Source organism: Mycolicibacter sinensis, assembly GCF_001673565.1.
Classification (GTDB): domain Bacteria; phylum Actinomycetota; class Actinomycetes; order Mycobacteriales; family Mycobacteriaceae; genus Mycobacterium; species Mycobacterium sinense_C.
Map to the genome: position 1 here is coordinate 1 of NZ_LZMF01000039.1, position 25,481 is coordinate 25,481.

A 25,481-nucleotide genomic window follows, 5' to 3' on the forward strand; every position below is an offset into this window, starting at 1 on the left:
GGTGGAAAAGTAGGACACCGCCGAACACAACATAGTGAAACGCCCCCCGAGAAATCGGGGGGCGTTTCCAATTCCCCACCGCGGATATCAGGCGTTCTTGCACAATCGGATCACCGGGCCGGGCTGGTCGGACAGCGCGAACCGCGTTGGGCCTGCTCCAGGCATTGCGGTGCGGGTGCAGCTCACTGGGCACCCCGGCCCGGGTGAGGCAAAAACGTGGAGGTACCGCCGTCGTTCCGTAGCCGGTTCGGTTATTTACGCGACACCGCGAACGCCGGCAAGAATGCCCGGTTTGGCGGGTCGGTGCGCTGGCCGGACAATTCGCGGCGGCCCGTATCCTTACACGAGGATTCACGCGAAAGGTTTCAGTGGTCGACAACAGAGCAAGTGGCGGGCGTGGTCAGTCGCGCGGGGGCACCGGAAGTGGCCCACGCGGTCCGCACCAAAGACGGGCGGCCGGCGACCAGCGGCGCACGCCCACCGGCGATCAGCGCCGGACGCCCAGGGGTTCGGGACCGGACCGGGATCGTCGTACCCCGCCCCGGCGCGACCATGACGGCGGCTCGCGGCCCCCGCGGCCGGCCGGCGAAGAATCCACCCGGCGCTACGACGATCCGTCGCTGCCGGAGGGGATCGAACCCAAGCAGCTGGCGCCGGAAGTGCGCCGGGAACTGAGCACCCTGAGCAAGGCCACCGCCGACGGTGTGGCCTGTCATCTGGTGGCCGCCGGCATGCTGCTCGACGAGGACCCGCAAGCCGCGCTCAAGCACGCCAAGGCGGCCCGGTCCCGCTCGACGCGGATCACCGCGATCCGTGAAGCGGTCGGGATCGCGGCCTACCACTGCGGCGACTGGACGCAGGCCCTGGCCGAGCTGCGCGCGGCGCGCCGGATGGGCAGCAAGTCCGCGCTATTGCCGTTGATCGCCGACTGCGAACGCGGCCTGGGCCGCCCACAACGGGCGATCGAACTGGCCGCCAGCCCCGAAGCCGCCCAACTGGAGGGTGACGAGGCCGACGAACTGCGGATCGTGGTCGCCGGCGCCCGCGCCGACCTGGGCCAACTGGAGCAGGCGCTGACGGTGCTGTCGGCCGCGCCGGCCGATCCCGAGCGCACCGGGTCGACGGTGGCCCGGCTGCACTACGCGCACGCCGAAACGCTGGTGGCGCTGGGCCGCGGCGACGAAGCCCTGGAATGGTTCCTCAAGGCCGCGGCCGCTGACACCGAAGGTGTCACCGACGTCGAGGAGCGGATCGCCGAACTGGGCGGCGCCGGCTCGCTGGCAGACGAATACGACTGTCTGCTGCTCGATCTCGACGGCACGGTATTCCGCGGTGGCGAACCCACCGCTGGAGCCGTCGAAACGCTGGCCGAGATCCAGAGTCGCGGCCTGTTCATCACCAACAACTCCTCGCGCAGCGCGGACGAGGTCGCGGCGCACCTGCGTGAGCTGGGCTTCACCGCCGCCGGCGAGGACGTGGCCACCAGCGCCCAGATCGCGGCGCACCTGCTGGCCGAGCAACTGCCCGCCGGTTCCCGGGTGCTGGTGGTCGGCACCGAATCGCTGGCCGCCGAAATCGCTTCCGCCGGTCTGGAACCGGTGCGACTGGCGGCCGACGAGCCGGCCGCAGTGGTGCAGGGCCTGTCCACCGAGACCGGCTGGGCCGACCTGGCCGAGGCGGCGCTGGCCATCCGGGCCGGCGCGAAGTGGATGACGACCAACGTCGACAAGACCCTGCCGTCGGAGCGCGGCCTGCTGCCCGGCAACGGGTCGATGGTGGCCGCGCTGCGGGCCGCGACCGACGCCGAACCGCAGGTGGCCGGCAAGCCGGGCCCGGGTTTGCTCACCGAGGCGCTGACCCGCGGTGAGTTCTACGCGCCGCTGGTCGTCGGTGACCGGCTGGACACCGACATCGCCGCGGCCAACGCCGCCGCGCTGCCGAGCCTGATGGTGCTCACGGGCGTCAACTCGGCACGCGACGCCGTCGGCGCCGTCGCCGACCAGCGACCGACCTACATCGGCCACGACCTGCGGGCGCTGCATCTCGACGCCGACCGGCTGGCGATCGGCCCGCAGCCGCAGTGGCAGATCACCCTGGACGGCGCCACGGTCACCGTCGCCACGGCGCAGCCCGACGAGGACGACGCGGACGGCCTGTCGATCGTGCGTGCGCTCGCCTGCGCGGTGGCCGACGCCGACCTGGCCGGGCGCCCGTTCACCGTCGAGTCCGCCGACGACACCGCCGGGCAGGCTCTGCAACGTTGGTCCCTGCTCGGGGCCTGGCCCGAAGGGGCCCCAACTGGCATGGTCTAGCGTTGGTGGCACCCATGAACAGTGAGATTGATGATGTCCGGGAGCGCATCGCGGCGTTGCTGGCCGCGCTGCCCGGGGAAGCCGAGCTGGCCGAACTGCCCGCGCACAGCGATCTCAATGCGTTGGCGCAGCGGCTCGAAGAAGCCCACGAGGTCCTGGTGCGGGCACTGGAGTCGGTGGAGAAGGGCTGAGGGCACATGTCGCGGCGCACTCGCGTTGACGCCGAGCTGGTCCGGCGCGGACTGGCGCGTTCCCGCCAGCAGGCCGCGGAGTTGATCGGCGCCGGCAAAGTCACCATCGACGGCATCCCGGCCGTCAAACCGGCCACCGCCGTGACCCTCACCGCCGCGCTGGCCGTCGCCGAAGACGGTGAACGCACCTGGGTGTCGCGCGGAGCGCACAAGTTGATCGGCGCACTGGACACCTTCGGGATCACCGTCGCCGACCGAGCGTGTCTGGATGCCGGGGCCTCGACCGGCGGTTTCACCGAGGTGCTGCTCGACCGGGGCGCGGCCCGGGTGGTCGCCGTCGACGTCGGCTACGGCCAGTTGGCCTGGTCGCTGCGCACCGACCCGCGCGTCGTCGTCGTCGAACGCACCAACGTCCGCGGGTTGACCCTCGAGGTCGTCGGCGAGCCCGCCGAGCTGATCGTCGCCGACTTGTCGTTCATCTCGCTGGCCACCGTGCTGCCCGCGCTGACTGGTTGCGCGTCACCCGACGCCGATATCGTTCCGATGGTGAAGCCGCAGTTCGAGGTGGGCCGAGAACAGGTTGGCGCCGGCGGGGTGGTTTCAGACCCGGGCCTGCGCGCCGACGCGGTGCGGTCGGTGGCGCACCGCGCGGCCGAATTCGGGTGGGGCACCGTCGCGGTGACCGCCAGTCCGCTGCCGGGCCCGTCGGGCAACGTCGAGTACTTTCTGCATCTGCGTGCCGCCGCCGCACCGCTGACCGGTGAGGCGTTGGATGCAGCCGTCCAGGATGCCGTTGCGAAGGGACCCCAGTGAATATCGGGCACCGAGAGCGCACCGTTTTGCTGGTGGTGCACACCGGGCGTGAAGAGGCCACCGACACCGCGCGCCGCGTCGAGAAGGTGTTGGGCGACCACGGCATCACGATGCGGGTGCTGACCGCCGAGGCCGTCGACAAGGGCTCGCTGCACCTGGCGCCCGACGACATGCGTGAGCTCGGTGTCGAGATCGACGTGGTGGATCCCGACACCCAGGCCGCCGAGGGCTGCGAACTGGTGCTGGTCCTCGGTGGTGACGGCACCTTCCTGCGGGCCGCCGAACTGGCCCGCGCCGCCGACATTCCGGTGCTGGGGGTCAACCTGGGCCGGATCGGATTTCTGGCCGAGGCCGAAGCCGACCACATCGACCGGGTCCTCGACCACATCATCGCCCGCGACTACCGGGTGGAGGACCGGATGACGCTGGATGTGGTGGTGCGGGCCGACGGGGAGATCATCGACCGCGGTTGGGCGCTCAACGAGGCCAGCATGGAGAAGGGCCCGAGGTTGGGGGTCCTGGGCGTCGTCGTGGAGGTGGACGGCAGGCCGGTGTCGACGTTCGGCTGCGACGGCGTGCTGGTGTCGACACCGACCGGATCGACCGCCTACGCGTTCTCCGCGGGCGGGCCGGTGCTCTGGCCCGACCTGGACGCAATTCTGGTGGTGACCAACAACGCTCACGCCCTGTTCGCCCGGCCGATGGTGACCAGCCCCGACTCGACGATCGCGATCGAAGTCGAGAGCGAGGGACACAATGCGCTGGTGTTCTGCGACGGCCGGCGCAAGATGCTGGTGCCGGCCGGCGGGCGGCTCGAGGTGCAACGCGGCGTCACGCCGGTCAAGTGGGCGCGGCTGGGCAGCTCCCCGTTCACCGACCGGTTGGTGCGCAAGTTCCGGCTGCCGGTGACCGGCTGGCGCGGACAGTAGTCGAGTGCTCACTGAGATCCGCATCGAGTCGCTGGGCGCGATCCACGCGGCGACCGCCGAATTCGACCGTGGCCTGACCGTGTTGACCGGGGAGACCGGGACCGGCAAGACGATGGTGGTCACCGGGCTGCACCTGCTCGGCGGCGCTCGCGCCGACGCCACCCGGGTGCGCTCGGGTGCGGCGCGCGCGGTGGTCGAGGGCAGGTTCTGCACCGCCGACCTGGCACCGGCGGCGGCCGGGCAGATCGACGAGATCCTGGAGGTCTCCGGCGCCGAGCGCGACGAAGACGGGAGCGTGATCGCGGCCCGCTCGGTCAGCGCCGACGGGCCGTCGCGGGCCTACCTCGGGGGCCGCGGGGTGCCCGCCAAGTCGCTGAGCGGTTTCACCGGCGGGCTGCTGACCCTGCACGGTCAGAACGACCAGTTGCGGTTGATGCGCCCGGACGAACAGCGCGGGGCACTGGACCGATTCGCCGCGGTCGACACCCGGCTGCAGCGCTACCGCAGCGCACGAGAGGCCTGGCTGTCGGCACGACGCGAACTGCTCGACCGCAACAACCGGGCCCGGGAACTGGCCCAGGAAGCCGACCGGCTCACCTTCGCGCTGCGCGAGATCGATGCCGTCGACCCGCAGGCCGGGGAGGACGACGCGCTGACGGTCGAGATCCGCCGGCTCTCCGAACTCGACGCACTGCGCGCCGCGGCGTCCGGGGCGCGCGCGGCGCTGGCCGGCGGCTTGGAGGACGCGGCCGACGCGGCGACGTCGGCCACCTACCGGCTCGGGCAGGCGAAGGCGACGCTGACCGCCACCGACGACACCGCCCTTCGGGCCTTCGGTGAACAACTCGCCGAGGCGCTCACGGTGGTCGACGATGTGGGCCGCGAACTCGGCGGCTACCTCGACGAGCTGCCCACCGGCGCCGACGCGCTGGACGCCAAGCTGGCGCGGCAGGCCGAGCTGCGTTCCCTGACCCGCAAGTACGCCGCGGACATCGACGGGGTGCTGGCCTGGGCGGCGCAGTCCCGCGACCGGCTGGCCCAGCTCGACGTCTCCGAAGAAACGATGGTGGCGCTGTCCGCTCGCGTCGAGGAGCTCGCCGAGCAGGTGGTGAAGACCGCCACCGATCTCAGCGCCGCGCGCGGCAAGGCGGCTCGCGGCCTGGCCAAGGCGGTGAGCGCGGAGCTGTCCGGGCTGGCGATGGCCGACGCCGAGTTCAGCATCGGTGTCAGCCACAGCCCGGCCGCCGACGACGACCCGGCCGCCCTGCGGTTGCCCTCGGGGCAGATCGTGCACGCCGGCGCCGACGGCATCGACGAGGTCGAGTTCGGGCTGGCCGCGCACCGGGGTATGACGGTGCTGCCGCTGGCCAAGAGCGCCTCGGGCGGCGAGCTGTCCCGGGTGATGCTGGCGCTGGAGGTGGTGCTGGCCACCTCGTCGTTGTCGTCGGTGCGGAGCTCGGCCGGCACCACGATGGTGTTCGACGAGGTCGACGCCGGGGTGGGCGGCCGCGCCGCGGTGCAGATCGGGCGGCGGCTGGCGCGGCTGGCCCGCACCCACCAGGTCATCGTGGTGACCCACCTGCCGCAGGTGGCGGCTTACGCGGATGTGCACCTGATGGTGGAGGCCACCGGACGTAACGGTGCCAGCGGGGTACGGCGCCTGGACGGCGAGGACCGGGTGGCCGAACTGGCCCGGATGCTGGCCGGGCTGGGGGAGACCGACACCGCCCGCGCGCACGCCCGAGAACTGCTGGACGCCGCGCAGGATGACCGGGGTGCAGACACCCACGAGTAGCCCACAAATCCTGTGACTGGTGTGACGTAACAGAACTTGTGAGGCCAGTGTTACGGCGCGCCTCCCTGCTTTCCCGCGCTTTCCCCGACACAATCGCGCCCATGAAGATGTCTGCGCTGTTGTCTCGTAACACCTCCCGGCCCGGCGTCATCGGTACGGCCCGAGTCGACCACGACATCGACCGGTTGCTGCGGCGGGTCGGTCCCGGCGACATCGTCGTTCTCGACATTCTCGACCTGGACCGGATCACCGCCGACGCACTGGTGGAAGCCCAGATCGCCGGCGTCGTCAATGCCTCGGCGTCCATCTCCGGGCGCTACCCCAACCTCGGTCCCGAGGTGCTGGTCGCCAACGGCGTCACGCTGATCGACGAGGCCGGGCCCACGGTGTTCAAGAAGATCCGCGACGGCGCCAAGATCCGGCTGCACAACGGCGGCGTCTACTCCGGCGATCGGCGCCTGGCCCTCGGCGTCGAACGCAGCGACGTCGAGATCGCCGACCTGATGCTCGAGGCCAAGAGCGGGTTGGTGGCGCACCTGGAGTCCTTCGCCGGCAACACCATTGAGTTCATCCGCAGCGAGAGCCCGCTGCTGATCGACGGGATCGGGATCCCCGAGATCGACGTCGACCTGCGCCGCCGGCATGTGGTGTTGGTCGGTGACGAACCCGACGCCGCCGACGACCTGAAGTGCCTCAAGCCGTTCATCAAGGAATACCAGCCCGTGCTGATCGGGATCGGCGCCGGCGCTGACGTGCTGCGCAAGGCGGGCTACCGCCCGCAGCTGATCATCGGCGACCCCGACCAGATGAGCGCCGAGGTGCTGCGGTGCGGATCGCAGGTGGTGCTGCCCGCCGACGCCGACGGCCACGCGCCCGGCCTGGAGCGCATCCAGGACCTCGGTGTGGGGGCGATGACGTTCCCGGCCGCAGGTTCCCCGATGGACCTGGCACTGCTGCTGGCCGACCACCACGGTGCGGCCCTGCTGGTGACGGCCGGGCACACCGCCAACATCGAGACGTTCTTCGACCGGACCCGTCAGCTGACGAACCCGTCGATGTTTTTGACCCGGCTCAAGGTCGGCGAGAAGCTGGTGGACGCCCGGGCCGTCGCCACGCTGTACCGCAGCCGGGTCTCTGCGGGCGCGATCGCGCTGCTGGTGCTCAGCATGCTGGTCGCGATCATCGTCGCGCTGTGGGTCTCGCAGACCGACGCCGTGGTCCTCGACTGGCTCAGCAACTACTGGCATCACCTGACCCAGTGGCTGCAGCACTGGGTGACCTAAGAGAACCGGGCCGACACGGCGATGATCACCCCTCGATACCACGCGATGTCGCTGACCGCGGTGCTGCTGGCATTGGTGTTCGGCGTGGTGCTGGGCTCTGGGCTGCTGTCGGGACCGGTGCTGGGCAGCCTGCAGTCCGATAAGCAGGAGCTGCGCGCGCAGATCGACGCGCAGCGCGAACAGCACAACGCACTGAGCGAGCGACTGGGCAACGCAAACGATTTCGACGCCCAGATGGCGCCCCGGATCGTGCGCGACGCGCTCAACGGCAAGTCCACGGTGATCTTCCGGACTCCGGACGCCGCTGACGACGACGTCGAGGCGGTAGCGCGGATCATCGGCCAGGCCGGCGGGGCCGTCACCGCAACGGTCGCGCTGACGACCCAGTTCGTCGAGGGCAACGCCGAGGAGAAGCTGCGTGCCGTGGTGGAGTCCGGGATCGTGCCCGCCGGTGCCCAACTGAGCACCCACCTGATCGACCAGGGCGCCCAGGCCGGCGACCTGCTCGGCATCGCGCTGCTGATCAACCGCAACCCGGCCGTCCAACCCGCGGATGACACCCAGCGCGACACCGTACTGGCGGCGCTGCGCGATACCGGCTTCATCACCTACCGCGAACAACGGTTCGCAGCGGCCAACTCGGCGGTGGTCATCACCGGCGGAGCGCTGCCCGAGGACGCCGGCAGCAGCGGGGTGAGCGTCGCCCGGTTCGCGGCGGCCCTGGCCCCGCACGGTTCGGCGACGGTGCTGGCCGGCCGGGACGGCTGCGCCTCGGGCACCGCGGCTGTGGCGATGGCCCGCACCGATTCCGCGGTCGCCGACGCCGTGAGCACGGTCGATGACGTCGACCTCGAGGCGGGGCGGATCACCACCGTCATGGCGGTGAGCAGCCTGATCAACGGCGGGCATCCGGGGCAGTACGGCATCGGTCACGGGGCCGGGTCGGTCACCCTCGCGCAATAGGCCCGGTGACCGCTGCCGGGCGGCGTGACTGGGCGTGACTAAGCGTGACTGGGCGTGTCCAAGGCCGGAATCGCCCGACGATGTTAGGGTGAGATTCCGTGGGTCGGCAGGCCCTCAATCCTGCGCCGTCGTCACGGAGGTTGGTTTTGCCACCATTGCGAAAGCATCCCCAAACCGAGCCGAAGCACCTCTTCGTCACCGGTGGAGTTGCATCCTCGCTCGGTAAGGGTTTGACCGCAAGCAGCCTGGGCCAGTTGCTGATCGCCCGGGGTCTGCAGGTCACCATGCAGAAGCTGGACCCCTACCTCAACGTCGACCCCGGAACGATGAATCCGTTCCAGCACGGGGAGGTCTTCGTCACCGAAGACGGCGCCGAGACCGACCTCGACGTCGGCCACTACGAGCGATTCTTGGACCGCGACCTGTCCGGGTCGGCGAATGTGACCACCGGGCAGGTGTATTCGACGGTCATCGCCAAGGAGCGCCGCGGCGAGTACCTCGGTGACACCGTGCAGGTGATCCCGCACATCACCGACGAGATCAAGCGCCGCATCCTGGCCATGTCCGAGCCGGACGCCGACGGCCGGCGCCCCGACGTGGTCATCACCGAGATCGGTGGCACCGTCGGCGACATCGAGTCGCAACCGTTCCTGGAAGCCGCCCGCCAGGTCCGCCACGACGTCGGCCGGGACAACGTGTTCTTCCTGCACGTGTCGCTGGTGCCCTACCTGGCGCCGTCGGGCGAGCTCAAGACCAAGCCGACCCAGCACTCGGTGGCCGCACTGCGCAGCATCGGTATCACCCCGGACGCGCTGATCCTGCGCTGCGACCGTGAGGTACCCGAGCCGCTGAAGAACAAGATCGCGCTGATGTGCGACGTCGACGTCGACGGGGTGATCTCCACGCCGGACGCGGCGTCGATCTACGACATCCCCAAGGTGCTGCACCGCGAGGAACTGGACGCCTACGTGGTGCGCCGGCTCAACCTGCCGTTCAAGGATGTCGACTGGACCGAGTGGGATGAGCTGCTGCGCCGGGTCCACGAACCTCACGAGACGGTGCGAATCGCGCTGGTGGGCAAGTACATCGACCTGTCCGACGCTTACCTGTCGGTGACCGAGGCGCTGCGGGCCGGTGGCTTCAGCCATTACGCGCGGGTCGAGATCAACTGGGTCGCCTCCGATGCGTGCGAAACCCCCGCCGGGGCGGCCGCCGCGCTCGGGGAGATGCACGGGGTGCTGATCCCGGGCGGATTCGGGATCCGGGGCATCGAAGGCAAGATCGGCGCCATCGCCTATGCCCGCACTCACGCGTTGCCGGTGCTGGGATTGTGTCTGGGGCTGCAGTGCATCGTGATCGACGCGGCCCGCACCGCAGGGATCACCGAGGCCAGCTCGGCGGAGTTCGATCCGGACACGCCCGATCCGGTGATCGCGACCATGGCCGACCAGCAGGATGCGGTCGCCGGAACCGCCGACCTCGGCGGCACCATGCGGCTCGGCGCCTATCCTGCTGTGCTGGAAGCCGATTCGATTGTGGCCGGGGCCTACCAGGCCACCGAGGTCTCCGAACGGCACCGGCACCGCTTCGAGGTCAACAACGCCTACCGGGACCGGATCGCCGAAAGCGGGCTGCGGTTCTCCGGTACCTCCCCGGACGGCAAGCTGGTGGAGTTCGTCGAGTACCCGCGCGAGATGCACCCGTTCCTGGTGGGCACCCAGGCGCACCCGGAGCTCAAGAGCAGGCCCACCCGGGCCCATCCGCTGTTCGCCGCGTTCGTCGGGGCGGCCATCGACTACAAGGCCGCCGAGCGGCTGCCGGTGGAGATCCCCGAGCACCATCACGAACATCACGACACCCCCGATGCGCAGAACGGAGCCGACACGCACGGCGGCAGTGCTCAGCCGTTGACCGATCCGCGGCAAGAACCCCTGCCGGAACACGTAACCCGTGGCTGAGCACGTCTTCGAGACCGCGTCGTCGCAACTGCTGCACAGCGGCAAGATCTTCGCGCTGCGCCGCGACGAGGTGCGGATGCCGGGCGGAAAGACGGCCACCCGCGATGTGGTGGAGCACTACGGCGCCGTCGGGGTGGTCGCCATGGACGAGTCCGGCAATATCCCGCTGATCTGCCAATACCGCCACGCCTTCGGCCGGCGGCTGTGGGAGTTGCCCGCGGGGCTGCTCGACGTCAGCGGTGAGCCCGCGCACCTGACCGCCGGGCGCGAACTCGTCGAGGAGGCCGGTTTGACGGCGGCGACCTGGCAGGTGCTGGTCGATTTGGACTCCACGCCAGGCTTTTCCGACGAGTCGGTGCGGGTGTATCTGGCCACCGGCCTCACCGAGGTCGAGCGCCCGGAAGCGCACGACGAGGAGGCCGATCTGACGCTGCGCTGGTATCCGATCGCCGAGGCGGCCGCGATGGTGTTCAGCGGCGAAATCGTCAATGCGATTGCGGTGGCGGGAATTCTGGCCGCTTACGCGCACCGCCAGGGTTTCGGAACCCCACGTCCGGTGGATGCCGAATGGATCGACCGGCCGACCGCGTTCGCCGCCAGGCAGAGCCGGTCATGACCGCGGCGGCCCGGCCGGTAGGCCCGCTGACCGGGCAGCTTCAGGGGTACCTGGATCATCTGACGATCGAGCGCGGGGTCGCGGCCAACACCTTGAGTTCCTATCGGCGCGACCTGCGGCGCTACAGCGAGCACCTGCTGGCCCGCGGCATCGACGACCTGGCCGACGTGCGGGAGGGCGACGTCACCGAATTCTTGGTGGCGCTGCAGCGCGGTGACCCGGAGAACGGCGTGCCGGCGCTGTCGGCGGTCTCGGCCGGGCGCGCGCTGATCGCGGTACGCGGCCTGCACCGGTTCGCCGCCGCGGAGGGCATGGCGCCGGTGGACGTGGCCCGCGGCGTCAAGCCGCCGACGCCGGGACGGCGACTGCCCAAAAGTCTGAGCATCGACGAGGTGCTGGCGCTGCTGGCCGGGGCCGGCGGCGACAGCGCCTCGGACGGACCGCTGACGCTGCGCAACCGGGCGCTGCTGGAAATGCTGTACTCCACCGGATCCCGTATCTCGGAGGCGGTCGGGCTGGATCTCGACGACATCGACGTGCGCGACCGGTCGGTGTTGTTGCGGGGCAAGGGCGGCAAGCAGCGGCTGGTGCCGGTGGGGCGGCCCGCGGTGGCGGCGCTGGACGCCTACCTGGTGCGGGGCCGCCCGGGCCTGGCGGGGCGCGGCCGGGGCACTGCGGCGGTGTTCCTCAATGCCCGCGGGGGCCGGCTGTCGCGGCAAAGCGCCTGGCAGGTGCTGCAGGACGCCGCCGAGCGGGCCGGGATCACCGCGAAGGTGTCACCGCACACCCTGCGGCATTCGTTTGCGACGCATCTGCTCGACGGCGGCGCCGACGTGCGGGTGGTGCAGGAGTTGCTCGGGCATGCCTCGGTGTCGACCACCCAGATCTACACGCTGGTCACGGTGAACGCGCTGCGCGAGGTGTGGGCCGGCGCCCACCCCCGCGCCCGGTAGTTCCTTATAGCCGCGGGCCCTTATGCGCGAGCAGACACTTAAGCCCCCAAAAACGCCTCGTGCAGGGGGCTTTCGCGACTGCTCGGCGGAGAAATGGAGTAGCCGCCTACTCTAGGCTGCGCGATCTCCGCGACGTAATCCTCAGGACAGCCCGGCATTGGCTGCCGGGCCGGGTCGTGGAGGATTCGAGATGGAACCCGTGGGTGAGCGCGCCGTCGTGTTAGGCGCCAGTATGGGCGGACTGTTGGCGGCTCGCGTCCTGGCCGACTTCTACCGCAGCGTGGTCGTGGTCGAACGAGACGAGTTGCCCGACGAATCCGCACAACGGCGCGGCGTGCCGCAGGGGCGGCATGTGCACGGCCTGCTGGCCGGCGGCGCGGCCGCCTTGAACACACTGTTTCCCGGCATGCTCGACGAGCTTGTCGCTGCCGGCGGGCATTTGCTCGACGGCAGTGACCTGTCCCAGGTTTGGCTGCGGCTCGGCGGACACGACCTGAACCGGTCGGGCGCGTTCGACACGCCGATCGGGTCCTATCTGGCCAGCAGGCCGTTTCTGGAGGCCCACGTTCGCCAGCGGGTGCGTTCTGTGGACAATGTGTCCGTTCTGGACGGCCACGATGTGGTGGAACTGGTTGCGCCCACCACCGACCGGGTCACCGGCGTGCGGGTCGCGGATCGTGCTACACGTAGTGAACGGGAGCTGGCCGCGGACCTGGTGATCGACGCGATGGGCCGCGCCGGGCGCACGCCGGCATTTCTGGACGCCCACGGCTATGGGCGCCCAGCGGAGGAACACATCACTGTGGCGGTCGCCTATGCCAGCCAGTTGTTGCGAATACCGGCGGGCACCCTCACCGAGAAACTGATACTGGTCGGTGCGGTGCCGGAGCGGCCGACCGGTGGGGCGTTGTTCGCCTGCGAGCACGACACCTGGATGCTCACGCTGGCCGGACTGGCCGGCCACGAACCGCCCACTGACCGCGCCGGAATGCTCTGTTATGCAGCGGAATTCGCGCCGCCTCCGATGATCGCCGCAATGCAAGCCGGCGAACCGCTGACCGAGGTGTCGCGCTACCGCTATCCGGCCAGTGTGCGTCGCCGCTACGACACGATGGCCCGGTTACCGGCCGGTCTGTTGGTGTGCGGTGATGCCATGTGCAGTTTCAACCCGGTTTACGGGCAAGGCATGTCGGTGGCCGCGCTGGAGGCGATCGCGTTGCGCGCCTGCCTTTCGCACGGCAGCGATAACCTAGCCCACCGGTTCTTTCAAGCTTCCGCCAAGGCGGTCGATGCGGCATGGCAGATGGCGTCGGGTGCTGACCTCGCGTTGCCCCAAGTCCAGGGCCGACGGTCGGTGCGGACCCGGCTGGCGAACCGCTATACCCAACGACTGCTTGCCGCAGCAGAATCCGACATCGTCATCACCGAGGCATTCTTCCGGGCCATGAACCTCGTCGACCCGCCGAGCCGGCTGCTACGCCCCAAGGTCATGTTCCGAACCGTAGCTGCCCAGCGACGCCGTAGACCCGCCGCCGCTGTCCCGACAGCGCAGGAGCCGACCCATGCTTGAGGTAGTCGAGCGGCGACCGCGCGGCGACGCCCATCCGATACCGCTGCTTTTCGTGCACGGCGCCTGGCATGCGACGTGGTGCTGGCACGACCACTTCCTGGACTTCTTTGCCAACAACGGCTACCGGGCCGTCGGCGTCAGCCTGCGGGGACATGGAGCAAGCACACTTTCTCAGCCGCTGAGCCGGTGTTCGATCGCCGATTACGTCGACGACGTCGCGGCGGTGGCCGACGCGATGCCCACCCGACCCGTGCTGATCGGCCACTCGATGGGCGGCTTCGTCGTGCAGAAGTACCTCGAATCGCGTGCTGCGCCTGCCGGGGTGCTGTTGGCCTCCGTCCCTCCGCGCGGAGCCATCGGAACGGTGGGGAAAGCGATTCAGCACCATCCCTGGCTCACGGCGCGCGGCATGGTCACCGGCAGGACCGTTTCGAATGTCAACACGCCCAGGCTTGCCCGCGAACACTTTTTCTGCGCACGGACTCCCGAACAGGTGGTCACTGCCTGCGCGGCGCGACTACGGGAGGAAAGTGCCCACGCGTTGTTTCTGGGTCTGATGTTTCAGGAACCTCCACGGCCGCAGCGGGTGACGGCCCCCATGCTGGTGTTGGGCGCACAAAACGATGGCCTGATACTGGCCAAGGACGTACACGCAACAGCGCGCGCCTATGGCACCGATGCCGAATTCTTCCCGGATATGGGCCACGACATGATGCTCGAGCCGGGCTGGTATGCGGTGGCCGCACGAATCCACAGTTGGCTCGGTTCGCGGCTGGCGCAATACAGCCACCAAAAAACTCGGTACGGGTGACGCCTTACCCCAGATACGTCGACTCCAGCACCAGATCGTGCAGCAGACGCTGATACTCGACATGCGTCTTGTGCTCGGTGGTGTCCCAGTGCGACCCCTGCTGGGCCCGCATGTATTCGCGGTAGCGCGGCGCGCCCGGCACTTTGACGTTGTCGGCGACCACCACCGAGCCCGGGTGCAGCCAGCCCCGGTCCAGAATGCTCTGCAGGTCCGGCAGGTAGGCGTCCTTGTCGTGGTCGAGGAACAAGAAATCCAACGCACCGGCGGTGAAGCCGTGCCGTGCGGTCAAGGCATCCAGGGTGCGCCCGCCGTCGCCGAGGGTGCCCACCACACAGGTGATCCGGTCGGCGACCCCGGCGTGCGCCCAGATCTGGCGGGCGTTGTCGGCGTTGGCCTCGGCCAGCTCGATCGAATAGATCCGGGCCGCCGGTGCGGCGCGCGCGATGCGGAGGGCGCTGTAGCCGCAGTAGGTGCCCAGCTCCAGGGCCAGTGCGGGGTTGACCCGCTGCACCGCGGCATCGAGCAGGCCGCCCTTCTCGTCGCCGACATTGATCAGCAGCGACTTCTCGTAGGCGAACTCGTCGATGCGGGCCAGCACGTCGTCGATGTCGCCGGGCCGGGCCTTCGACAGCACGTAGTCCACGGCGGCAGCTTCGCGGCCGTCGCCGATCTGGCCGGTCGTGGTGATGTTGCGGGCACCGGTCGCCATCCGCAGGAACGACCACCGCAGGAAGGGGATGCGTCGTTTGAGGCTCATGAGTGCGATCCTATGGCGATCGGCACGCCTGAGGACTGCTCATGTAGCAGGTATGGGCGCCGGTCACCCGTTAGACTTCTGCGGATGTCCGCCACCACCTCGCCGTACCGGCCATGAGCGACGACGACAGCTCCGCCGTCGGCTTGACCGGGCGTCCACCGCGGAACATCCCCGAGCCGCAGCCCCGCTCGACACACGGCCCCGCCAAGGTCATCGCGATGTGCAACCAGAAGGGCGGCGTCGGCAAGACCACCTCGACCATCAATCTCGGCGCGGCGCTGGCCGAATACGGCCGCAAGGTACTGCTGGTCGATTTGGACCCGCAGGGCGCGCTGTCGGCCGGGCTCGGCGTGCCGCACTACGAACTGGCGCACACCGTCCACAACCTGCTGGTGGAGCCGCGGGTCGACATCGACGACGTGCTGATGCAGACCCGCGTCGAGAACCTGGACCTGGTGCCCTCCAATATCGATCTGTCGGCGGCCGAGATCCAGCTCGTCAACGAGGTGGGCCGGGAGCATTCGCTGGCCCGTGCGCTGCGTCCGGTGCTCGACCGCTACGACTACCTGCTGGTGGACTGCCAGCCGTCGCTGGGACTGCTCACCGTCAACGGCCTCGCCTGTGCCGATGGGGTGGTGATCCCGACCGAATGCGAGTACTTCTCGCTGCGCGGCCTGGCGTTGCTGACCGACACCGTCGAGAAGGTCCGCGACCGGCTGAATCCGAAACTGGAGATCAGCGGCATCCTGCTGACCCGCTATGACCCGCGCACGGTCAACTCCCGCGAGGTGATGGCGCGGGTGGTGGAGCGCTTCGGCGACCTGGTGTTCGACACGGTGATCACCCGCACCGTCCGTTTTCCCGAGACCACCGTCGCGGGCGAGCCCATCACCAGCTGGGCCCCGAAATCCAGCGGTGCGCTGGCTTACCGCGCGCTGGCCCGCGAAGTCATCGACCGATTCGGCGCGTGAGTACCGACACCGAGACCGACACCGAAACGGCTGCCAGCGGTTTTCGCGTTCGACTGACCAACTTCGAGGGTCCGTTTGACCTGCTGCTGCAGCTGATCTTCGCCCACCGCCTGGACGTCACCGAGGTGGCGTTGCACCAGGTCACCGATGATTTCATTGCCTACACCCGCGACGTCGGCCCGCAGCTGGGCCTGGAGGAGACGACGGCGTTTCTGGTCATCGCGGCCACCCTGCTCGACCTCAAGGCGGCCCGGCTGCTGCCCGCCGGCCAGGTCGACGACGAAGAGGACCTGGCCCTGCTGGAGGTCCGTGACCTGCTGTTCGCGCGGCTGCTGCAGTACCGGGCGTTCAAGCACGTCGCGCAGATGTTCGCCGAGCTCGAAGCCGCCGCGCTGCGCAGCTATCCGCGCGCGGTGTCGCTGGAGGACGGCTTCGCCAACCTGCTGCCCGAGGTGATGCTGGGCGTCGACGCCGAGTCGTTCGCCCAGATCGCGGCGGCCGCCTTCACACCGCGGCCGGTCCCCACGGTGGGAACCGAGCACCTGCATCAGGTGATGGTGTCGGTGCCCGAGCAGGCGGGAGTGCTGCTGAGACTGCTGGAGGCACGCGGCACCGGTCAGTGGGCGTCATTCGCCGAACTGGTGGCCGACTGCCGGGCGCCGATCGAAATCGTCGGCCGCTTCCTGGCGCTGCTCGAACTGTATCGGGCGCGGGCGGTAGCATTCGAGCAGTCAGAACCACTTGGTGTGCTCCAGGTGTCGTGGACCGGTGAGCGTCCGACCAATGAAGACCTGGTGAAAGCAGAATCGGCCGAGTAGTGCGAGACGAATTGATGACTGACCACCTGCCCGAACCCGAGATCTCGGAGCCGTCCGAACCTGCCGGTCCCGCCGGCTCGGACCTGGGGATCGATGTCGCGCTGGCACCCGAACTCGAGGACTCCGAGCTGGGCGCGGTGCTCGAGGCCTTGCTGCTGGTGGTGGACACCCCGGTGACCGTCGAGTCGTTGGCGGCCGCCACCGAACAGCCGGTGTACCGGATCACCGACAAGCTGCGGGCGATGGCCGACGAGCTCGCCGAACGTGACAGCGGCATCGACCTGCGCGAGGCCGGCGGCGGCTGGCGGCTTTACACCCGCGCCCGATTCGCCCCGTACGTGGAGCGCCTGCTGCTCGACGGCGCCCGATCCAAACTGACCCGCGCCGCCCTGGAGACGCTGGCGGTGGTCGCCTACCGGCAACCGGTGACGCGGGCCCGGGTCAGTGCGGTGCGCGGCGTCAATGTGGACGCGGTGATGCGGACGCTGTTGGCCCGCGGCCTGATCACCGAAGCCGGCGCGGACGCCGACACCGGCGCGGTGACGTTCGCGACCACCGAGCTGTTCTTGGAGCGGCTGGGCCTGTCCTCGCTGTCCGACCTGCCCGACATCGCGCCGCTGCTGCCCGACGTCGACGTGATCGACGATCTGAGCGAAACTTTGGACAGTGAACCGCGTTTCATGAAGCTCGGCGGTGCGCCGGCGGCTGATCAGCCGCTGACTTTCGATGTGGACCACGACTGATGGCCTGGCCTGATGAAGAAGGTGTGCGCCTGCAGAAAGTCCTGTCGCAGGCCGGTGTCGCCTCGCGCCGGGTCGCCGAGAAGATGATCCGCGACGGCCGGGTCGAGGTGGACGGCCAGATCGTGACCGAGCTCGGTACCCGAGTGGATCCGGGCGCGGCGGTGATCCGGGTCGACGGGGCGCGGGTGACCGTCGACGACACCCGGGTGTACCTGGCGCTGAACAAGCCGCGCGGCGTGCATTCGACGATGTCGGACGACCGCGGCAGGCCGTGCATCGGTGACTACGTCGAGCACCGGGTTCGCGGTGATGCCAAGCTGTTTCACGTCGGGCGGCTCGACGCCGACACCGAGGGACTGATGTTGCTGACCAACGACGGCGAGCTGGCGCACCGGCTGATGCACCCGTCCTACGAAATCCCCAAAACCTATGTGGCCACCGTGCTCGGGACGGTGCCGCGCGGGCTCGGCAAGAAACTGCGCGAAGGGGTCGAACTCGACGACGGGCCGGCGAAGGTCGACGACTTCGCGGTGGTCGACGCCGTTCCCGGCAAGACACTGGTGCGGGTGACCCTGCACGAGGGCCGCAAACGCATCGTCCGCCGGATGCTGGCGGCCGTCGGATTCCCGGTACAGGAGTTGGTGCGCACCGATATCGGTGCGGTTGCGCTGGGGGAGCAGCGGCCCGGCACCATCCGGAAATTGGGCCGCAAAGAGATCGGCGAACTGTACAAGGCGGTCGGACTGTGAGCACGGGCAGCGGCGTCGTGGTGGCCATCGACGGCCCGGCCGGAACCGGAAAGTCCTCGGTGTCACGCGGATTGGCGCGAGCACTGGGGGAAAGCTACCTGGACACCGGTGCGATGTACCGCGTCGTCACGCTGGCGGTGTTGCGCTCCGGGGTCGCCCTGGACGACACCGAAGGGGTTTCCCGGGTTGCCGACGGCGTCGAGGTCGCGGTGGACTCTCACCCCGATGGTGACCGCGCTTACCTTGGTGGAGAAGACGTTTCGCGTGAGATTCGCGGTGACGAGGTGACGCGGGCGGTCTCGGGAGTCTCGGCAATTCCCGCGGTGCGCTCCCGGCTGGTCGACCTGCAACGGCAGTTGGCCGGCGAAGCCGGCGGTGTGGTGGTCGAAGGCCGTGACATCGGCACCGTGGTGCTGCCCGACGCCGACGTCAAGATCTTCCTCACCGCCTCCGCCGAGACGCGGGCCCGGCGACGCAACGACCAGAACGTGGCGGCCGGGCTCGGCGATGACTATGCGGCCGTACTGGCCGACGTGCTTCGTCGCGATGAACTGGATTCGACCCGGGCGGTGTCGCCGCTGCGGCCCGCCGAGGATGCGGTGATCGTCGACACCGGGGAGATGACGCAGGCGCAGGTGGTCGACCACCTGCGGGAATTGGTCGAGCAGCGCTGCGGGGCGATCCGATGAGTGAATCCGACGGCACCTGGTCCGACGAAAGCGACTGGGAGATCGGCGAAGACGGGGGCTTCGACGATCTCGTCGAGGACGCCGGCCCTCCGCCGGTGGTGGCCGTGGTGGGCCGGCCGAACGTCGGCAAGTCGACGCTGGTCAACCGCATCCTGGGCCGGCGCGAGGCGGTGGTGCAGGACCTGCCCGGGGTGACCCGCGACCGGGTGTCCTACGACGCGCTGTGGACCGGGCGCCGCTTCGTGGTGCAGGACACCGGCGGCTGGGAACCCGATGCCAAAGGCTTGCAGCAGTTGGTGGCCGAGCAGGCCGCGGTGGCGATGCGCACCGCCGACGCGGTGATCCTGGTGGTGGATTCGGTGGTGGGCGCCACCGCCGGCGACGAGGCCGCCGCGAGGATCCTGCGGCGCTCCGGCAAGCCGGTGTTCTTGGCCGCCAACAAGGTTGACGGTGAGCGCGGCGAGGCCGACGCGGCGGCACTGTGGTCGCTGGGGCTGGGCGAACCGTACGCGGTCAGCGCCCTGCACGGGCGCGGCGTCGCCGACCTGCTCGACGAGGTGATCGCCAAGCTGCCCGAGGTCGCCGAGACCGCCGGCGGCGGGGGTGGCCCGCGCCGGGTGGCGCTGGTGGGCAAGCCCAACGTCGGCAAGAGTTCGCTGCTGAACCGGCTGGCCGGCGACGAGCGCTCAGTGGTGCACGATGTCGCCGGAACCACCGTCGACCCGGTCGACTCGCTGATCGAAATGGACGGCAAGATCTGGCGTTTCGTCGATACCGCCGGGTTGCGCCGCAAGGTGGGGCAGGCCAGCGGACACGAGTTCTACGCCTCGGTACGCACCCACGGCGCCATCGACGCCGCCGAAGTGGTGATCGTGCTGGTCGATTCGTCGTTGCCGCTGACCGAGCAGGACCAGCGGGTGATCTCGATGGTGGTCGAGGCCGGCCGGGCGGTGGTGCTGGCCTACAACAAGTGGGACCTGGTCGACGAGGATCGCCGTTACCTGCTGGACAAGGAGATCGACCGGGACATGGCCCGGCTGGCGTGGGCGCCGCGGGTGAACATCTCGGCGAAAACCGGTCGGGCCGTGCAGAAGCTGGTGCCGGCGTTAGAGACCGCGCTGGCGTCCTGGGACACCCGGATCTCGACCGGACAGCTCAACACCTGGCTCAAGGAAGTGGTCGCGGCGACACCGCCGCCGGCGCGGGGCGGCCGCGCGCCGCGGATCCTGTTCGCCACTCAGGCCACCGCGCGTCCGCCGACATTCGTGTTGTTCACCTCAGGGTTCTTGGAGGCCGGTTACCGCCGGTTCCTGGAACGACGGCTGCGGGAGACCTTCGGGTTCGAGGGCAGCCCGATCCGGGTCAACGTACGGGTGCGAGAGAAGCGGGGCGCCAAGCGTTCTCGCTGACGGGGATCATCCGGTCTTGGTGAGCTGGAAATCCCACTGCCCGACCACGCCGCCGGCCGGCCCTCGACCGCACTGCTCCAGCGTGGCGGTGGTCCATTGGCCGGCGAGGGTCACCGCATCGAAGCTGACGGTTTTCGACACCGGCAGGGGAGTGTGATCCACCGGGCAGTCCATACTGCCCCGGCCGCTGTACTCCCAGCGGCCACCGTTGAGATGAAAGTCCGCGTTCTGCAGCCAGCGTTCCCCGTCGACGGTGGTGCAGGTCGGCCCGCATGGGGTGAACGTCCAGGTTGCCGACCGCTGCGACGGCCCGTGCTGGGCGCTGAAAGCGTACTGGCCCGACGGCACCTCCGGCTCGGCTTGGGCCGCCGGCGTCGCCCCGATAGCGACCAGCATCCCGCAGGCCGCACCGGCGGCCAGCTTTCCCCACCTGCGCGTCATCGCCTCACCTTCCACCGCGGCTGCCCGAAATCCTTCGCACGATCAGCGTAGGGTGCTGCGGGTGTCGGTCTCGCAGATGGTGTTGATCATGCTGGCCGGGGTGGGGGCGGGGGCGATCAACTCCCTGGTCGGCTCCGGGACACTGATCACCTTCCCGACACTGGTGACGCTGGGGTTCCCGCCGTTGACCGCGACGATCTCCAACTCGATCGGGTTGGTGGCCGGCGGGGTATCGGGCACCTGGGCCTACCGTCGGGAACTGCGCGGGCAGTGGGATCGGCTGCGCTGGCAGATCCCCGGGTCGGTGATCGGTGCGATCTGCGGCGCCTATTTGTTGTTGCACCTGCCCGAAAGCGTGTTCAACCGGGTGGTTCCGGTGCTGCTGATCGCGGCGCTGGTCTTGGTGGTGGTCGGCCCGAAGATCCAGAACGTGGCCCAGCGCCGCGCGCAGGAGGCCGGCCGATCGGTGGAGCAGCTGAGCCGCGGCCGGTTGGCGGCGCTGACGATCGGGACGTTTGCGGTCGCGGTCTACGGCGGCTATTTCTCTGCCGCACAGGGCATTCTGCTGATCGGCGTGATGGGGGTGCTGCTGCCCGAGTCGATGCAGCGGATGAACGCGGCGAAGGTGCTGCTGACGCTGTTGGTCAACGTCGTCGCCGCACTGGCCTACATCCTCACCGCGTTCGACCGGATCAGTTGGCCTGCAGCCGGTTTGATCGCGGTCGGCTCATTGATCGGGGGATATCTGGGCGGGCACTACGGGCGCCGGCTGTCACCGAATGCCCTGCGGGCGGTGATCATCGTGGTCGGACTGATCGGGCTGTATCGGCTGATGGCGGTCTGAGCGGATCAGATCGCGTCGCGGTTGCGCCACCGCTCCCAGCGGCTCCGCGGTGTGCGGAGCGCGGACATGACGGTGCTCATCGGCGCGGCCTGCTGGTGCACCGCCGCGGCGGGCGCCACCGCGGGCTTCTCGCCTTCCCACCAGATGGGCTCCAACAGTGCCGAGATCACCGGGATCGCGCGTTGGACGCTCTTGCGCCCCCACTGGCAGGCCCGCTCGATGGTGGCCGCCGAGGGCGCCAGGTTCACCGGCGACAGCGTCGGGGAGAACCGGACCAGATGGTCGGCGTAGGGGGCGTTGCGCACCATCTGCAACTGGATGGCCTGGGTGATCGGCACCAGCCACAGGTTGCGCGGATCCCACTGCGGATGGAAGCAGTCGAAGGCCAAGTAACAAGCGTTGCGGGTGCCCAGCCGGCCGTCGCGCACCCGCTTCCAGGCCAGCTCGACCGGAACGTTGCTGGCCGCACCGCCGTCCACCAGCGCCCCGACGTCGTTGTCGGCCAGCAGCGCGTCGAACAGCGGTTGCATGGCCGGGTCCTTGGTCTCATGGTGCAGCACCCCGGGGATCGCCGACGAGAACGACGCCGCGTCGACGACGTTGACGTCGTAGTCCGGATTATCGCCACTGATGATGAGCGGTTTCACCACCCGCGGGTCGATGAAGGCGGCCGTCCGCCACAGTCGGGCCGCTACCTGCGGGCCGAGCCCGATCGGAAGATGGGGGAAAGACCGCAGCTGCAGGGCGGCGAGTCGCTGATTGCGATACCGCGCCGGCAGGGCCGCGAAGGGCTGGCGGCGCACCCCGGCCACCACCGCATCGAAGGGGATGGCCAGATCCGACATCCGCATCGGCTCGCCGTCCTCGCGGCGGAACATGGCGTCGGCGAACTGGTCGAAGTTCAGCGAGAACACGCCGGTCAGGCCGTGGCGGCGGCGCAGCCGCTCGGGCCCCAGGATGGCGCGGAACGACACCGTCTTGGCCCATGCGACGTATTCCTCGATGGGGATCGGCAGTGCGCGGCTGACCACCGATCCCAGGATCGAACCGAACGACGAGCCGATCAGGTAGTCAGGGACCGGTCCGGCCTCCAACAGCGCATTCATGCCGCCGATATAGACGAAGCCCGCGCCCCCGCCGCCGCCGAGGACGGTGACCAGCTTCTTGTGGCCCACCTCGGCGTCGAGCTCGGCTTGGGAGAAGTCTTTGCCGTGGTGCTCGATCAGCAGGCTGCGCTGCTCGTCCTGGCCGGCGGCGAGGCCGCCCAGCGCATCGCGGGCCGCGGTCAGTGCGATCACCGGGTCGCGTTCCTCGCGCAGCGGGCCGTACAGCGCATCGGCCACCTTGGCTCGCCACGGGGCCAGCTCCGCGCCGACGGAGACGTCGCCGCGGCCCCGAGTGCCGCCCGGGCCCGCCGCGCCGGGCTCGAAGTCTTCGAGCCGGGCGAAATTGAGCAGGTAGCGCAGCCGCCGCAGCTGTTCGCTGCTCAGCACGTCTGGATGGCGCAAGGTGTGCCGGACCAGCCGGTTCTCCATCTTCTCCAGGAGCAGCAGGGTATCGCCGATGTCGACGGCGTCGACGACGTCGTCGGTCACGGAGTCTTCGGTGGTCCCGGGGATGTGCATCGGGTCCGGGCGGCGATCGACCATGCCGAGCAAGGCTTCGACAAAGGGGATCTGCATCAGTCGCGGTTCCTGGGGTTGGGGCGCTGCCGGAGGGGGACAGGCTCGCGGCGAGCCTACGCGTTTCTCCTCCGGTGGCCGATGCCCTCACGCGGGTTCGGGGCGCCCGGTTGCTTGCGGTAGGCTTTCGACCTGCTGCCCGGCTTGTCCGGCGGTGGCGGGCTGTGGCGCAGTTTGGTAGCGCACTTGACTGGGGGTCAAGTGGTCGCAGGTTCAAATCCTGTCAGCCCGACAGAGTTTTCGCAGGTCAAACGGCCGACAGTGCCGATGACCAGGCAGACGCGAATGGGGTCGCGCCGATTGGTCCTGGACGACACCGAGCGCGGTTCCTCCCTAGTTAGGCCGGTCGCGGTCAGCTCGGCCGGAGATCCGGTATCGCGAGTGCGCGACGGGCCGTCACTCGCCAGCCAGTGCCCGACTAAACGCGGCTTTGAACGCGCTTTGCTGCCCGAACGCGGGGAACGGGACACGGACGCTGCTGACGGGGAGACCAGCGCGCGCCAGCGCGGGATATGCCTCGTCGTACACGTCGGCCTTGATCAGGATGATGCGTTCGGGTGCCAGCTCGGCGATCCGGGCCAGCAGCTCCGGCACGTACGGCGACAGCACGGTCCCGTCGACGGGATCAGGCTTGAGGTCGATCAGGAAGACACCGCGGTCACGGAGCTGCTCCAGCAGGGACGCCTTGTTGGAACGGGTAGGCGCGGTGTGCGGCAGGATGATCCGAGCCACCGACCGAAAGAGTGTGTCCTGCGTCGCCACGTCGGGGAAGTAGAAGTAGCGGTCGTCGGCAGCCGGTGGCGCCTGGGCGACGAGCAGAAGTCGAACCGTCTCGGGCCGATACCGCTCGGCGGCGGCCGCACGTCTTTGGCGAACCTCGGCGGCGGCGACCTCATCTCGCAGTGCTGCCGGCGGTGACGCATCCGCAGTCGGCCGATTGGTCTCGGTGCCCACGCGACTCGCCGGTCCGCTGGTGCGGCACTGTTGGCGACCCGCCTTGGTGGGTGGGTGCAGACCGTCGCGGTAGCACGCACTGTGATCAAAGTTGGTCCGCGCCGTCCCGTCTGCCATGGCCTTCATGATGCTCCGGCGTAGGTGGAGATGGCCGGCCCGTCTCCGCGTGCGCTGCGAATGGACACGGCGGTGACTACCACCGGGCGGGTGACATCGCCGAACTGGAACTGGAAGCCGCGATTCGTCGCTGCATAGGGAAGGTCCCTTGGAGGGCGATCGAGGGCGATGAACGACGACGCGCGTCGGCGCCCGGGGCTAGGGGTGAACGGCAGAGATGTCCAGCGATAACCGTCACGGTTGTCGGAACTGCGGCGTAGTTTCCTGAACGAAAGAGTAAAAACCGACGACTCACACCTGTCTCTGCTGCGGGCTCGATGACCGCCGACGTTACCGACGGTGCCGCTTCAGTTAGGAAGGAGCTGACATGCAACGAGTCGCCTTAGCGCTCGGGGGCCTCGTCGTCGCCGCCGGTGCACTGATTGTCGCGCCGTCCGCGCACGCCGATCCCGCACCGACATGCGACGGGCCAGGATTGCCGCCTTGCGCTGGCCCAGGTCCGCTCACACCGGAGCAGCAGTGCGCCCTCCAGGCCTGGCAACACTGGATGCCGTGTAACTGGATGCCGAACGGTCCCAAAGTTCCGGAAGGGACACCCGGCAGCCTGTAAGAAGCCACGATGACGAAGCGCCGATTAGCCCGCGGCCTGGACGGCAAGGGGCGACTCCACCGCCAGGGAGACACTGTCACTGCCGCGCTGGCGGCGCTCGCGCTGCTGGTGGCACCACCGAGCCATGCCGAGCCCGCTGCCCCCTGGTCAGATCCGCATTTCCCCGACCCGATGCACCACAGCTGCGCGGGCGGCATGGGCGGCTTCATCGTCGGCTTCTGCGATGGTGAGCACTACGCCGACGGCACTTATTGGCATCAGTTGTCCGGCAGTGGGTGGGGATCGACGCCGGAGTGTCTTCTGAACGGAGCTCCCGCCCCGGTCGGCGGATGCGACGGAGCGGTGAAAGGGGAACCGCCGGCAGGCATTCCAAGCCCCTGACTAAAAGGATCTAGGAGCGCAGCCACCCGCACAGAATCCACAAGCGCCGCGGCAAGGTCACCCTTCAGTACCTCGGAAGCCATGCTTTTGGGGGCCAGGCCTGGGTTCGCACGCCGCGGGGA

At 69.2% G+C, this 25,481-nt stretch carries 24 protein-coding genes and 1 tRNA gene; 21 read left to right on the forward strand and 4 right to left on the reverse strand.

Annotated features, from left to right (window positions below; translation table 11 throughout):
- Nucleotides 1-368: 368 nt before the first annotated feature.
- From A5648_RS25070 to A5648_RS07045, 12 genes are all read left to right on the forward strand, one after another.
- On the forward strand, nucleotides 369-2,312 hold the full coding sequence (locus A5648_RS25070; RefSeq protein WP_428844315.1) for an HAD-IIA family hydrolase: 1,944 nt from the start codon (nucleotides 369-371) through the stop codon (nucleotides 2,310-2,312).
- A gap of 14 nt (nucleotides 2,313-2,326) precedes the next feature.
- Nucleotides 2,327-2,503: a hypothetical protein gene (locus tag A5648_RS23945; protein WP_165606148.1), complete on the forward strand. Its 177-nt coding sequence runs from the start codon at nucleotides 2,327-2,329 to the stop codon at nucleotides 2,501-2,503.
- 6 nt (nucleotides 2,504-2,509) lie between these two features.
- The gene (locus A5648_RS07000) at nucleotides 2,510-3,316 is read left to right on the forward strand and encodes a TlyA family RNA methyltransferase (RefSeq protein ID WP_065023852.1); all 807 of its coding nucleotides are present in this window, start codon (nucleotides 2,510-2,512) and stop codon (nucleotides 3,314-3,316) included.
- Nucleotides 3,317-3,318: 2 nt separating this feature from the next.
- Nucleotides 3,319-4,245, forward strand: coding sequence for an NAD kinase (locus A5648_RS07005; RefSeq protein ID WP_065023882.1), 927 nt, complete (start codon nucleotides 3,319-3,321; stop codon nucleotides 4,243-4,245).
- Nucleotides 4,246-4,249: 4 nt separating this feature from the next.
- Nucleotides 4,250-6,040: a DNA repair protein RecN gene (recN, locus tag A5648_RS07010; RefSeq protein ID WP_065023853.1), complete on the forward strand. Its 1,791-nt coding sequence runs from the start codon at nucleotides 4,250-4,252 to the stop codon at nucleotides 6,038-6,040.
- A gap of 101 nt (nucleotides 6,041-6,141) precedes the next feature.
- Nucleotides 6,142-7,323, forward strand: a complete 1,182-nt coding sequence (steA, locus tag A5648_RS07015; protein WP_065023854.1) for a putative cytokinetic ring protein SteA — start codon at nucleotides 6,142-6,144, stop codon at nucleotides 7,321-7,323.
- Between the two features lie 21 nt (nucleotides 7,324-7,344).
- Nucleotides 7,345-8,286, forward strand: coding sequence for a copper transporter (locus A5648_RS07020; RefSeq protein ID WP_065023855.1), 942 nt, complete (start codon nucleotides 7,345-7,347; stop codon nucleotides 8,284-8,286).
- Nucleotides 8,287-8,441: 155 nt separating this feature from the next.
- Complete coding sequence (locus tag A5648_RS07025) at nucleotides 8,442-10,244, forward strand: CTP synthase (protein WP_065023856.1); 1,803 nt, start codon at nucleotides 8,442-8,444, stop codon at nucleotides 10,242-10,244.
- Entirely contained in the window at nucleotides 10,237-10,860 is a 624-nt protein-coding gene (locus A5648_RS07030; protein WP_065023857.1) for an NUDIX domain-containing protein, read from the forward strand. The genes A5648_RS07025 and A5648_RS07030 overlap by 8 nt, the downstream gene beginning before the upstream one ends.
- Nucleotides 10,857-11,813 carry a site-specific tyrosine recombinase XerD gene (xerD, locus tag A5648_RS07035; protein ID WP_065023883.1) on the forward strand — a complete coding sequence of 319 codons (957 nt, stop codon included), beginning with the start codon at nucleotides 10,857-10,859 and terminating at the stop codon, nucleotides 11,811-11,813. Before A5648_RS07030 ends, xerD begins: the two co-directional genes overlap by 4 nt.
- A gap of 190 nt (nucleotides 11,814-12,003) precedes the next feature.
- On the forward strand, nucleotides 12,004-13,383 hold the full coding sequence (locus tag A5648_RS07040; protein ID WP_065023858.1) for an FAD-dependent oxidoreductase: 1,380 nt from the start codon (nucleotides 12,004-12,006) through the stop codon (nucleotides 13,381-13,383).
- The gene (locus A5648_RS07045) at nucleotides 13,376-14,194 is read left to right on the forward strand and encodes an alpha/beta hydrolase (RefSeq protein WP_065023859.1); all 819 of its coding nucleotides are present in this window, start codon (nucleotides 13,376-13,378) and stop codon (nucleotides 14,192-14,194) included. Before A5648_RS07040 ends, A5648_RS07045 begins: the two co-directional genes overlap by 8 nt.
- A gap of 4 nt (nucleotides 14,195-14,198) precedes the next feature.
- Here the strand turns inward: A5648_RS07045 and A5648_RS07050 are convergent, their stop codons facing one another.
- On the reverse strand, nucleotides 14,199-14,951 hold the full coding sequence (locus A5648_RS07050) for an O-methyltransferase (protein ID WP_065023860.1): 753 nt from the start codon (nucleotides 14,949-14,951) through the stop codon (nucleotides 14,199-14,201).
- A 113-nt stretch (nucleotides 14,952-15,064) separates the two neighbouring features.
- Between A5648_RS07050 and A5648_RS07055 the strand changes: the two genes are divergently transcribed.
- From A5648_RS07055 to der, 6 genes are read left to right on the forward strand one after another with little or no spacing between them, the layout of a single operon-like run.
- Nucleotides 15,065-15,922, forward strand: a complete 858-nt coding sequence (locus tag A5648_RS07055) for a ParA family protein (RefSeq protein WP_065023861.1) — start codon at nucleotides 15,065-15,067, stop codon at nucleotides 15,920-15,922.
- Entirely contained in the window at nucleotides 15,919-16,740 is an 822-nt protein-coding gene (locus A5648_RS07060; protein WP_065023862.1) for a segregation/condensation protein A, read from the forward strand. The genes A5648_RS07055 and A5648_RS07060 overlap by 4 nt, the downstream gene beginning before the upstream one ends.
- Nucleotides 16,741-16,754: 14 nt before the next feature.
- Entirely contained in the window at nucleotides 16,755-17,483 is a 729-nt protein-coding gene (scpB, locus tag A5648_RS07065; RefSeq protein WP_082966358.1) for an SMC-Scp complex subunit ScpB, read from the forward strand.
- Nucleotides 17,483-18,232 (forward strand): pseudouridine synthase, encoded by a 750-nt coding sequence (locus tag A5648_RS07070; RefSeq protein ID WP_065023863.1) that lies wholly within the window; start codon nucleotides 17,483-17,485, stop codon nucleotides 18,230-18,232. The genes scpB and A5648_RS07070 overlap by 1 nt, the downstream gene beginning before the upstream one ends.
- 17 nt (nucleotides 18,233-18,249) lie before the next feature.
- On the forward strand, nucleotides 18,250-18,921 hold the full coding sequence (gene cmk, locus A5648_RS07075) for a (d)CMP kinase (protein WP_065023885.1): 672 nt from the start codon (nucleotides 18,250-18,252) through the stop codon (nucleotides 18,919-18,921).
- Complete coding sequence (gene der, locus A5648_RS07080; RefSeq protein ID WP_065023864.1) at nucleotides 18,918-20,330, forward strand: ribosome biogenesis GTPase Der; 1,413 nt, start codon at nucleotides 18,918-18,920, stop codon at nucleotides 20,328-20,330. Before cmk ends, der begins: the two co-directional genes overlap by 4 nt.
- A 6-nt stretch (nucleotides 20,331-20,336) precedes the next feature.
- Here the strand turns inward: der and A5648_RS07085 are convergent, their stop codons facing one another.
- Nucleotides 20,337-20,771: a hypothetical protein gene (locus A5648_RS07085; protein ID WP_131810531.1), complete on the reverse strand. Its 435-nt coding sequence runs from the start codon at nucleotides 20,769-20,771 to the stop codon at nucleotides 20,337-20,339.
- A 61-nt stretch (nucleotides 20,772-20,832) separates the two neighbouring features.
- Here A5648_RS07085 and A5648_RS07090 point away from each other — a divergent pair, with 61 nt between their 5' ends.
- Nucleotides 20,833-21,615 (forward strand): sulfite exporter TauE/SafE family protein, encoded by a 783-nt coding sequence (locus tag A5648_RS07090; RefSeq protein WP_082966359.1) that lies wholly within the window; start codon nucleotides 20,833-20,835, stop codon nucleotides 21,613-21,615.
- A 5-nt stretch (nucleotides 21,616-21,620) separates the two neighbouring features.
- Here A5648_RS07090 and A5648_RS07095 read toward each other — a convergent pair whose 3' ends face one another.
- Entirely contained in the window at nucleotides 21,621-23,297 is a 1,677-nt protein-coding gene (locus tag A5648_RS07095) for a patatin-like phospholipase family protein (RefSeq protein ID WP_065023866.1), read from the reverse strand.
- A gap of 158 nt (nucleotides 23,298-23,455) precedes the next feature.
- Between A5648_RS07095 and A5648_RS07100 the strand changes: the two genes are divergently transcribed.
- Nucleotides 23,456-23,529 (forward strand) — tRNA-Pro (locus tag A5648_RS07100).
- A 164-nt stretch (nucleotides 23,530-23,693) separates the two neighbouring features.
- On the opposite strand, the gene A5648_RS07105 is transcribed toward A5648_RS07100, so the two are convergent.
- On the reverse strand, nucleotides 23,694-24,368 hold the full coding sequence (locus A5648_RS07105; protein WP_234787337.1) for a hypothetical protein: 675 nt from the start codon (nucleotides 24,366-24,368) through the stop codon (nucleotides 23,694-23,696).
- 619 nt (nucleotides 24,369-24,987) lie between these two features.
- On the opposite strand from A5648_RS07105, the gene A5648_RS23670 reads away from it, so the two are divergent.
- Nucleotides 24,988-25,359 carry a hypothetical protein gene (locus A5648_RS23670; protein WP_131810532.1) on the forward strand — a complete coding sequence of 124 codons (372 nt, stop codon included), beginning with the start codon at nucleotides 24,988-24,990 and terminating at the stop codon, nucleotides 25,357-25,359.
- The last annotated feature ends 122 nt before the right edge of the window (nucleotides 25,360-25,481 follow it).